Raw genomic sequence first — 10636 nt, 5'->3', positions numbered from 1 at the left:
AAAACCTAATTTTAAATACAATAAATAGCTGTAAATCAAAACAATAAAACCTTAACTTAATGACATTGGGGTCACGCTAGCGAAGGTCTAGAATCAGACAGTCTATAGAATCTCTTTTTAATTAGTTGATTAAAAACACAAATATTCAAAGAGCATGCAAAGTTAGATCCGCAAAAGGATTATTAGTGCAGCTGCTTGGCAAGATAGCAGCTGCCTTTATAAACTTAATATTTTAACCCTTGATTCGCTTTATTTGTCATTGGAAATAACGGCGTCTATCGCTATAAAATGAATCCGAACAATATAAAAGACATACAACTAGAAAGTGAAACAACGTTTTAATGCTCCTCAAAATACCGTTCTTCAATTCGCTTAATGTCTTTTATTGAATTTTTGGCCCAAGCCAATCGCTTTTCTAAAATTTCATTTTCGGATAAATGCCAATCAATATTTGAATTGCGCAATCGATTCGTCAGGTTTTGAATGATAATTGCAGCTGAGACTGAAATGTTTAAACTCTCTGTAAAACCCACCATGGGAATTTTTAGAAAACCATCGGAGCGCTTCAAAATTTCTTCTGATAATCCGTCTCTTTCTGTTCCAAAAAATAAAGCGCTGGGTTTCGAAATGTCAAAATCTTCCATCAAACAATCATTCTCATGTGGCGTGGTAGCGATTATTTGATATCCTTTACTTTTTAACGCGTCCACACAGTTTGTAATGCTGTCGAAGGTATTGATATCGACCCATTTTTGGGCGCCCATGGCAATTTCCTTGTCGATACTTTTTCCGTAGCGTTGCTCGATAACGTTCAACTCCTGAATTCCAAAAATCTCGCAGCTTCGCATCACTGCACTGGTATTGTGCATTTGAAAAATATCTTCTACAGCAATCGTAAAATGCTTGGTTCTGTTTTCCAATACTTTCAAAAATTTTTCTTTGCGATTATCAGTCAGGATATTTTCAAGAAAATTAAGGTAATCGATGTCAATCATTAGAATATTTATTTATGCAAAAATAGTAAAAAAGACTAGCTTTATACCTTCCAAAATAGATTCTGATTGCTGCTTTTGGGATTGTTCCATAAAAGCTGAATTATAAATGATTGCGGAATTTGCGTGAGGGATAGAGGCGGTATCCTTTTTGGGCTTTTTAGCCAAAAAGATAAAGCTGAAAGCCCGACCCTTGTGGTCACGCCCAAATGGATATAAAATGAAAAAGAAATTAGTGGTTTTGACAGGAGCAGGAATTAGTGCCGAAAGTGGCATCAAAACCTTTCGGGATAGCGACGGACTTTGGGAAGGGCATAATGTGCTGGATGTGGCCACTCCAGAAGGTTGGCATAAAAACCCGGCTTTGGTGCTGGATTTTTATAATCAAAGACGAAAACAACTCAAGGAAGTACACCCTAATTTAGGCCACCAAATTCTGGCTGAATTAGAAAATGAATTTGATGTTTTCATCATCACACAAAATGTAGATGATTTACACGAACGCGCCGGAAGCACGAATGTGTTGCATTTGCACGGCGAATTGTTGAAAGTAAGAAGCACCAAAAACCCAAATTACATTCTGGATTGGCAGGACGATTTGAATTTTGGCGATTTCGATGAAAATAAAAATCAATTGCGTCCACATATTGTTTGGTTTGGCGAGGAAGTTCCAGCACTTGATCAAGCCATTAGAATTAGTGAAGGTGCAGATTATTTTGCGGTGATTGGGACATCTTTGCAAGTGTATCCTGCAGCCGGATTAATCGATTTTACATCCCGCGAAACACCTATTTTTTATATTGATCCAAAACCCATAAAAATTCCAAATCTCCGAAATCCATTAGATGTGATTCCTGAAGTGGCATCAGAAGGAATGAAAACACTAAAAAAGAAGCTAATCGGCTTTATTTAAAAACCATTCGTTTTCTATTTTGTCACGAAAGGGTTATATTTGCGCCTTTCGAACAAACAACAAAACAATGACTACTTTAAACGAATTGAATGCTATTTCTCCTATTGATGGAAGATATAGAAACAAGACTATTTCGCTGGCTCCATTTTTCTCTGAAGAAGCCTTAATCAAATACCGTGTATTGGTTGAAATTGAATATTTCATTGCTTTGTGCGAAGTACCTTTGCCTCAACTTGCAACCGTAAACCCAGATGTATTCGACAGTTTACGTAATATTTATAAAAACTTCTCTACTGAAGATGCCCTTTGGATCAAAGAGACGGAGAAAGTAACCAACCACGACGTAAAAGCGGTAGAATATTTCATCAAAGATGCTTTTGAAAAACTAGGCTTATCCCAATATAAAGAGTTTATTCACTTTGGATTAACATCTCAAGATATTAATAACACGGCGATTCCGCTTTCGACAAAAGAAGCTTTCGAGAAAGTATACATGCCTTCCTTGATCACTTTGACATCAAAATTAAAAGATCTAAGTGTCGAATGGCGCGATATTCCAATGCTTGCCCGTACCCACGGACAACCGGCTTCACCTACTCGTTTGGGTAAAGAAATTGGTGTTTTTGTAGAACGTCTGGAAGAACAAATGCGTTTGTTGTTTAATATTCCTTTTGCAGCTAAATTCGGCGGAGCAACTGGAAATTACAATGCGCATCATGTGGCGTATCCTCAAATTGACTGGAGAAAATTTGGAGGGAAATTTGTGGAGGACAACCTTGGTTTACACCACTCCTTCCCTACTACTCAAATTGAACATTACGATCATTTTGCTGCATTTTTTGATGCGTTGAAAAGAATAAATACGATCATCATTGATTTGGACCGAGACATTTGGACGTATGTTTCGATGGAATATTTTAAGCAAAAAATCAAAGCGGGAGAAATAGGTTCTTCAGCTATGCCACATAAAGTTAATCCTATTGATTTTGAAAATTCAGAAGGAAATTTAGGAATGGCCAATGCGATTTTCGAACATTTATCAGCTAAATTACCTTTGTCTAGATTGCAACGTGATTTAACGGACAGTACCGTTTTGAGAAATATTGGTGTACCAATAGGACATACGTTAATCGCTTTTGAAGCTACTTTGAAAGGCTTGAACAAATTGTTATTGAACGAGCCAAAATTCCACGAAGATTTAGAAAAAAACTGGGCTGTAGTTGCCGAGGCAATTCAAACAATTTTGCGTCGTGAAGGATATCCTAATCCGTATGAAGCATTAAAAGGATTGACCAGAACCAATGAAGCTATTGATAAAAAAGCGATTCACGGTTTTATAGCAACACTTGAAGTTTCGGATGCCATTAAAGCTGAATTAATGCAAATAACTCCTAGTAATTTTTTGGGAATCAGCTAAAAAAAAATAACCCGTCTTCTTATTAAATTCTGCTTCTATAAAATTTTAACGTTTTATGGGAGCAGAATTTTCTTTTAAGACTAAAATTATCATAAAAAAAAGTTATCCTTTAACGTTTTTTTTGATAAATAATAATAAAATTATATATTACAACAATACCAAAAAACATTTAATACAAATCAGTACATCCATCAATGAATCCCATAGAAGCAACATCACAAATAACACAACATTTACATCCTCTGATCAGTGATTTAGGATTAATATTAATGACCGCTGCAGTTGCGGTACTTTTATTCAAAAAAATAAGACAACCTTTAGTCTTAGGATATTTAATCGCTGGTTTTTTAGCGGGGCCAAATTTTATTTTTTTTCCATCAGTACAAGAAATAAACAGTATCGAAGTCTGGGCTGAGATTGGTGTTATTTTCCTTTTATTTAGTTTAGGCCTGGAATTTAGTTTTAAAAAACTGATGAAAGTTGGAGGTACAGCCGCTATTACGGCGCTGTTTCAAATAACCACTATGATCGTTTTAGGGTATCTCGTCGGACAATGGATGGGATGGTCCTTGATGGATAGTATTTTTTTAGGCGCTATTTTATCGATGTCTTCAACAACAATTATTCTTCGTGCTTTTGATGAGCTGAATGTAAAGGGGAAAAAATTTGCTGAAATTGTTTTTGGAACCTTGATAATAGAGGATATTGTAGCCATTTTGCTGATGGTCTTACTTTCAACAATCGCTGTCAGTAAACAATTTTCAGGAATGGAGTTATTCGAATCTGTTTTAAAACTCTTTTTCTTCTTAATATTATGGTTTGTAGGTGGTATCTTTTTCATACCCACCCTTCTTAAAAAAGCAAAAAATTTATTCAATGAGGAAACCCTATTGATAATATCAATCGCACTCTGTTTAATGATGGTTATCTTAGCTACAAAAGCAGGTTTTTCCCCAGCACTAGGTGCCTTTATAATGGGCTCTATCATTGCTGAAACCATTCATTCAGAAAGAATTGAGCATTTAATTAAACCCGTAAAAGATTTATTTGGAGCTGTTTTCTTTGTATCGGTAGGAATGTTAATCAACCCAAATACTTTAGTAGAATATGCAGTCCCTGTTGTAGTAATCACGTTAATTACAATTTTTGGAAAATCGATAAGTACGATGTTTGGAGCGCTAATTGCCGGTCAGCCCCTAAAGCAATCAGTCCAGTCAGGGATGAGTTTAGCACAAATTGGCGAGTTTTCTTTTATCATTGCCACCTTGGGAATGACATTAAAAGTGACAAGTGATTTTGTGTATCCAATTATTGTTGCAGTTTCAGCAGTAACGACTTTCACTACCCCATTTATGATCAAAATAGCGTTGCCAGTTTATGAACGCTTAATAAAAATACTGCCTAAAAAATTGATAAATGCTATAGATCGATATAGTGTGAATTCACAATCTGTAAAAACGACCAGTAATTGGCAGATTGTTTTGAAAGCAAAGTTGTCACAAATTGTGGTTCATTCTGTAATTATTATTGCCATAATTATTTTATCTGACCGTTATATTATTCCAATGACAGAAAGTTCTAAATTTGGAAACGCAGCAGCAGCCTTGGTAACATCCATAATAATAGCTCCTTTTTTATGGGCGTTATCCTTCAGAAAAGTGGCGGTAGAGCAGATTGAAGCTTTACAAAAAGCAGGCAAACATCGTGGTCCAATAATGGTATTGATTCTAATCCGAATTAGTTTAGGAATCTTTTTTATTGGCTTCTTATTAGATAATTTTTTGTCGCCTTGGATAGCCTTCGTCGCTTTGATCGCTGCAATATCTGTTTATTTATTGTTCCCAAAAAAATTAAACACATTGTACAATAAAATTGAACTTCACTTTTTTCGAAATTTCAATGATAGAGAAATTTCTCAAGCACAGAAGAAACGAAGTGATTTAACTCCTTGGGACGGGCATATGGCATTTTTCGAAATTACCAAAGAATCAAATCTGGCAGGTAAAGCATTGAATGAACTTGAAATCCGAGAAAACATGGGTATTAATATTGCTTTTATAAAACGTGGAGGCATTACTATAAATATTCCTGATGGCAATGAACGTGTATTTCCCGGTGATGAAATTTGCGTCATTGGAACCGATGACCAAGTTCAAATATTTAAATCTTATCTGGATCAGAATGAAATTGAAGTTCCTGAATTAGTACAAGAAACCGCTATAATATTAAAACAAGTAGAACTAGAAAATGAAGAATTTATCGGAAAAAGCATTCGGAAATCACAGCTAAGAGAAAAAACGAATGGTCTGATCGTCGGGATTGAAAGAAATGAAAAACGGATTCTTAACCCGAATTCGGATATTATCTTAGAGAAAAATGATATTCTTTGGATTGTAGGAAACGAAAAATTACTCACTGCCTTTTTTGAAAAGTAAAACAAGGTCTTTTGTTGTACTCCAAGTTTGATAAAATTATAATTCAACAGGGTCCTCTTTTATTTGAGATGTATTTTACCATCGTCTAAAATAAATTATTATCTTTATTAAGAGACGTTCTCAATAAATCTATCGATTTTTTTGCCAGGATTTCTTGTTTTATTTTTAGTAGTACTGTAGCAATTAATATCATTATTAAATTTTAAATGCGAAAAAAAAATATAATTCAATAAGCTAATCACCTTATCAATTTTATGTCAAAAAACAAAATATTAATCCTATTTTCCCATCCACTTTACGAGAAATCGCACGCAAATAAAGCCTTGGTGGAAAATATTCCAGAATCAGAAAACATAACTTTCCATGATTTATACGAAGAGTATCCTGATTTTGATATTGATGTAAAACACGAACAGGTTTTGTTAAGTCAGCATGACATCATCATTTGGCATCATCCCATGTACTGGTATAGTTGTCCGCCATTGATGAAACAATGGATTGATATGGTACTGGAACACAACTGGGCATACGGAAAAAAAGGAAAAGCCTTGCAAGATAAAATTATTTTTCAAGTAATTACTACCGGCGGAGACAAAGAAAATTATTGCAAAACCGGCAGTGAACGGTACAGTATTCCCGAATTGCTCGAGCCGTTTAACCAAACCGCAAAAGTATGCAACATGATTTACTTACCCCCTTTTGTTGTGCATGGCACACACAATATGTCCAAAGATGATTATAAACAAAACGGTTTAATGTATGGCCATTTTCTAGATTACATAAACAACAATAATTTAGATACGGAAGTACTTTTGCAGTACCATTATTTGAACGAATGGTTTGCCACAATACAACAATAACATGGATACCAATTTTTTACTTCAGGCTATTATTTATTTATCAGCTGCCGTTATTTGTGTTCCTATTGCTAAAAAATTAGGATTAAGTTCTATTTTAGGCTATTTATTTGCCGGCATAATAATAGGCCCTTATGTAATGGGGTTTATTGGTCAGGAAGGCCAGGATATTATGCATTTTGCTGAATTTGGCGTTGTGATGATGTTGTTTTTAATTGGTTTAGAACTGGAACCCAGTAAGTTTTGGAAAATGAGGAAATTTATTATTGGAATGGGTTCCGCACAATTAGTTGGAACAACGCTTCTTTTATTTTTTGGATGTCTTTATTTTATGGATTGGAAATGGGAAACCACACTGGCCGTTTCCTTAGCGCTCGCATTATCCTCTACGGCCATTGTATTGCAAACTTTAAAAGAAAAAGGATTATCTAATACTTCCGTGGGACGTTCGTCATTTGCTGTTCTTCTTTTTCAGGACATCGCCGTAATTCCGATTTTAGCATTTTTGCCGCTTTTATCTACCGTAAATCTAGAAACTACAAATGAAATTCAACAATCCCTAATTACAGGTTTCTCCAGCTGGTTGCAAACTTTAATAGTCATCGGATGTATATCAACAATATATTTTGCAGGCCGCTTTTTATTTGTTCCGCTATTGCATATTATCGCCAAAACTCGGTTGCAGGAATTGTTCACCGCATCGGCATTGTTATTAGTTGTAGGCGTTTCTTATTTGATGCAGCTGGTTGGGTTAAGTCCCGCTCTAGGAGCATTTATGGCTGGAGTCGTACTGGCCAACTCTGAATTTCGTCATGAGCTGGAAGGGGATATTGCTCCGTTTAAAGGATTACTGCTTGGTCTTTTTTTTCTTGGAGTAGGCGCATCGATAAACTTTAAACTGATTCTTGACAATCCCCTTTTCATATTTGTTTTTGGAGCTATTCTTACTTTGGTTAAGTTTTTCGTTTTATTTATAATCAGCCGCTTTCATAAAAAGAAAATAGACCAAAACCTATTATTTGCTTTTGGGTTAAGTCAGGCAGGAGAATTTGGTTTTGTAATCATGAGCTTCTCTATGCAGCTAAACATCATTCCTAACATTTTGGCCAATCAAATCATGGCTGTTATTGCTATGAGTATGATAGCAACACCTTTTTTACTGTTAATAAATGAACGCTTAATTTATCCTAATTCAAAATTTCAAGAAAAGGAAACAAAAAAAGACAGTGATTATATTGATGAAGACAATCCTGTAATCATAGCTGGTTTTGGTCATTTTGGCAGTACAGTTGGCCGCCTATTAAGAGCCAATAACGTAAAATCAACGATCCTAGATTATGATTCTGATCGAATAGATGTATTACGAAAAATGGGATTCAAAGTATATTATGGAGATGCCACTCGTTTAGAATTATTGAAAGCTGCAGGTTGTGATACTGCCAAACTTTTTATTGCTGCCATTGATAATCCTACGGTAAATTTGCAAGTAATTGAAACCTTAAAAAAACACTTCCCAAATTTAAAGATCTTAACTCGTGCCCGAAACCGAATTGATGCCTATGAATTAATTGACCATAAAGTAGAACACATTTATCGGGAAACGTTATACAGTGCGGTCAATATGGGGGTAGATGCCTTAGTAGAATTAGGTCACAGGAAATATACCGCTACCAGACAAGGGCAGCAATTTATAAAATATGATGAAATTACCACCCGAAAATTGGCGGAAAAACGTCATGATAAAATGGCCTATCTGATCACCGTAAAAGAAGAAATTGAATTACAGGAACAATTGTTGAAAAGTGATATTTATTCCCAAGTTGCTGCCACCAATCACAGTTGGGACAGCGAGCATTTGAAAAACAACTTAGCAGATACTACAGAATAACGATTTTCCGAAAACTGAAAAAAGACATAATTAAAACCTTAAGCGGAATTAATTATGCCTTTTTTTATTGTTTAAAAAACTAAAAATTATCTTGAATAATTAGGCGCTTCTTTTGTAATGGTTACATTATGAGGATGACTTTCATTGATTCCGCTAGCTGTTATGCGAACAAAACGACCGGTTTCCTGTAAAGTTGGAATGTCTTTAGAGCCACAATACCCCATTCCGGCACGAAGACCACCAATAAATTGTTGCATGCTTTCGTTCAATTCCCCTTTGTAGGGAACCCTTCCTACAATTCCTTCCGGAACCAGCTTTTTTACATCATCTTCTACATCTTGAAAATAACGGTCTTTAGAACCTTCTTGCATTGCTTCAACAGAACCCATTCCACGGTACGACTTAAATTTTCTGCCTTCGAAAATAATAGTTTCTCCTGGAGATTCCATGGTACCTGCTAATAATGATCCTAACATTACACAATCAGCTCCTGCAGCAATAGCTTTTGGAATATCTCCAGTGTAACGAATTCCACCATCAGCAATAACTGGAACTCCAGAACCTTTGATCGCCGCAGCTACTTCAAGAACAGCTGAAAACTGAGGAAAACCAACGCCTGCTACAATACGAGTCGTACAAATAGACCCTGGACCAATCCCTACTTTTACTCCATCTGCACCATTCTCAACTAGATATTTAGCTGCTTCAGCAGTGGCAATATTACCAACAATAACGTCTAAGTTAGGGAATTTCGCTTTAACTAATTTTAGTACATCGACAACTCCTTTCGTATGTCCATGAGCAGTATCGATAATAACTGCATCTACTCCGGCATTAACCAAAGCAGTAGCCCTTTCAACAGCATCGGCAGTTACACCTAACGCTGCAGCTACACGTAAACGTCCGTATTTGTCTTTGTTTGCATTTGGTTTTTGAGTCAATTTAGTGATGTCTCTAAAGGTAATCAGACCCACTAATTTATAATCAGCATTTACTACTGGAAGTTTTTCAATTTTATGACCTTGCAAAACTACTTCTGCTTGTTCCAGAGAGGTACCTTCGGCAACAGTTACTAAGTTTTCACTGGTCATAACCTCAACAATAGGTCTTGAACTATTTTTTTCAAAACGTAAATCTCTATTGGTAACGATTCCTTTTAATATTTGATTTTCATCTACAATTGGAATACCTCCAATACCAAATTCTTTCATGGCATTTTTGGCATCTGCTACTGTTGAAGTTAATGGCAAAGTAACGGGATCGATAATCATACCGGATTCGGCTCGTTTTACTTTTCTAACTTTCGCAGCTTGCTGTTCGATGGTCATATTTTTATGCAAAACGCCTATTCCGCCTTCTTGAGCCATCGCAATTGCCATCGCGCTTTCGGTTACGGTATCCATAGCAGCGGATACAATAGGAACATTTAACGTTATATTTCTTGAAAATTTGGATTGAATACTCACTTCGCGAGGAAGCACATTTGAGTAGTTGGGAACTAATAGAACATCATCGTAAGTTAATCCTTCACCGATAATCTTAGAGTTGTGTGCGATCATTGCAATTGTAGTTGGAGTTTAATTGCGTGCAAATATAGATAATTTTAAGCAAAAAATCGCTATCATTTTCCAATAAATAATTAAATTGCCGTTCAAAGTCAATTCTTTGGTTCTAAAATACACCTTGGTTTCCAATCCAGAAAATCGGTTTAATTTATTTTGCTATGACAGAAACCCACACCAATTAAAAGGACTTTCTAATGAAGCCGTTTTTCTTTCGAGAACAAAATTTGGCTCGAATGCAATAGTCAATCAGGATAAAAATCAGTTCTTGAAATCCCTATTCGAAATGGTAAAGGAACTAATGTTCTTACTATTACTCTCCGCAACTAGTGCTTATTTCATTATTAGTGATTATGGAAACTGAATTTTGATGAGTGTAGCAATTGTATTGGTTTCCGCTATTTCACTGTATCCGGAATCCAAAAGCAGAACAGTAATTGAAGCCTTAAAAAATTATCCCGATCCAAAAGCAAAGTCATCTGCAACGGCTAAATCATTGAAATTTCAAGCGAGGAAATAGTTGTTGGCAACAAAACTCAACTAGGCATAAAAATAGGGCAATCATTCGGGAA

The 10636-nt window shown here is 35.6% G+C and carries 9 protein-coding genes; 7 read left to right on the top strand and 2 right to left on the bottom strand.

Going from position 1 to position 10636, the window contains the following annotated elements; all coding sequences use genetic code 11:
• Positions 1-338: 338 nt before the first annotated feature.
• Complete coding sequence (locus tag EKM03_RS12545; RefSeq protein ID WP_126460277.1) at positions 339-995, bottom strand: RNA methyltransferase; 657 nt, start codon at positions 993-995, stop codon at positions 339-341.
• Between the two features lie 217 nt (positions 996-1212).
• On the opposite strand from EKM03_RS12545, the gene EKM03_RS12540 reads away from it, so the two are divergent.
• The 5 genes from EKM03_RS12540 (at position 1213) to EKM03_RS12520 (ending at position 8502) form a co-directional block, all read left to right on the top strand.
• The gene (locus EKM03_RS12540) at positions 1213-1905 is read left to right on the top strand and encodes an NAD-dependent deacylase (protein WP_126456322.1); all 693 of its coding nucleotides are present in this window, start codon (positions 1213-1215) and stop codon (positions 1903-1905) included.
• 67 nt (positions 1906-1972) lie between these two features.
• Positions 1973-3322 (top strand): adenylosuccinate lyase, encoded by a 1350-nt coding sequence (gene purB, locus EKM03_RS12535; protein ID WP_126561938.1) that lies wholly within the window; start codon positions 1973-1975, stop codon positions 3320-3322.
• 194 nt (positions 3323-3516) lie between these two features.
• A complete protein-coding gene (locus EKM03_RS12530; protein ID WP_126740515.1) occupies positions 3517-5757 on the top strand; it encodes a cation:proton antiporter in 2241 nt (746 codons plus the stop codon).
• 254 nt (positions 5758-6011) lie between these two features.
• Entirely contained in the window at positions 6012-6617 is a 606-nt protein-coding gene (locus tag EKM03_RS12525) for an NAD(P)H-dependent oxidoreductase (protein WP_126456328.1), read from the top strand.
• A 1-nt stretch (position 6618) separates the two neighbouring features.
• The gene (locus tag EKM03_RS12520; protein ID WP_126460265.1) at positions 6619-8502 is read left to right on the top strand and encodes a monovalent cation:proton antiporter-2 (CPA2) family protein; all 1884 of its coding nucleotides are present in this window, start codon (positions 6619-6621) and stop codon (positions 8500-8502) included.
• A gap of 86 nt (positions 8503-8588) precedes the next feature.
• On the opposite strand, the gene guaB is transcribed toward EKM03_RS12520, so the two are convergent.
• Positions 8589-10061, bottom strand: a complete 1473-nt coding sequence (gene guaB, locus EKM03_RS12515) for an IMP dehydrogenase (RefSeq protein WP_126454571.1) — start codon at positions 10059-10061, stop codon at positions 8589-8591.
• Positions 10062-10146: 85 nt separating this feature from the next.
• Here guaB and EKM03_RS12510 point away from each other — a divergent pair, with 85 nt between their 5' ends.
• Together EKM03_RS12510 and EKM03_RS15005 are read left to right on the top strand one after the other, a co-directional pair.
• Complete coding sequence (locus EKM03_RS12510; protein WP_158614925.1) at positions 10147-10428, top strand: cation-transporting P-type ATPase; 282 nt, start codon at positions 10147-10149, stop codon at positions 10426-10428.
• A gap of 6 nt (positions 10429-10434) precedes the next feature.
• Positions 10435-10584, top strand: a complete 150-nt coding sequence (locus EKM03_RS15005) for a hypothetical protein (protein WP_158614926.1) — start codon at positions 10435-10437, stop codon at positions 10582-10584.
• The last annotated feature ends 52 nt before the right edge of the window (positions 10585-10636 follow it).

This window comes from Flavobacterium sp. GSP6 (assembly GCF_003984855.1).
GTDB lineage: Bacteria > Bacteroidota > Bacteroidia > Flavobacteriales > Flavobacteriaceae > Flavobacterium.
Note: the sequence above shows the minus strand (reverse complement) of the source record. Positions and strands in the feature narration are given on the sequence as shown.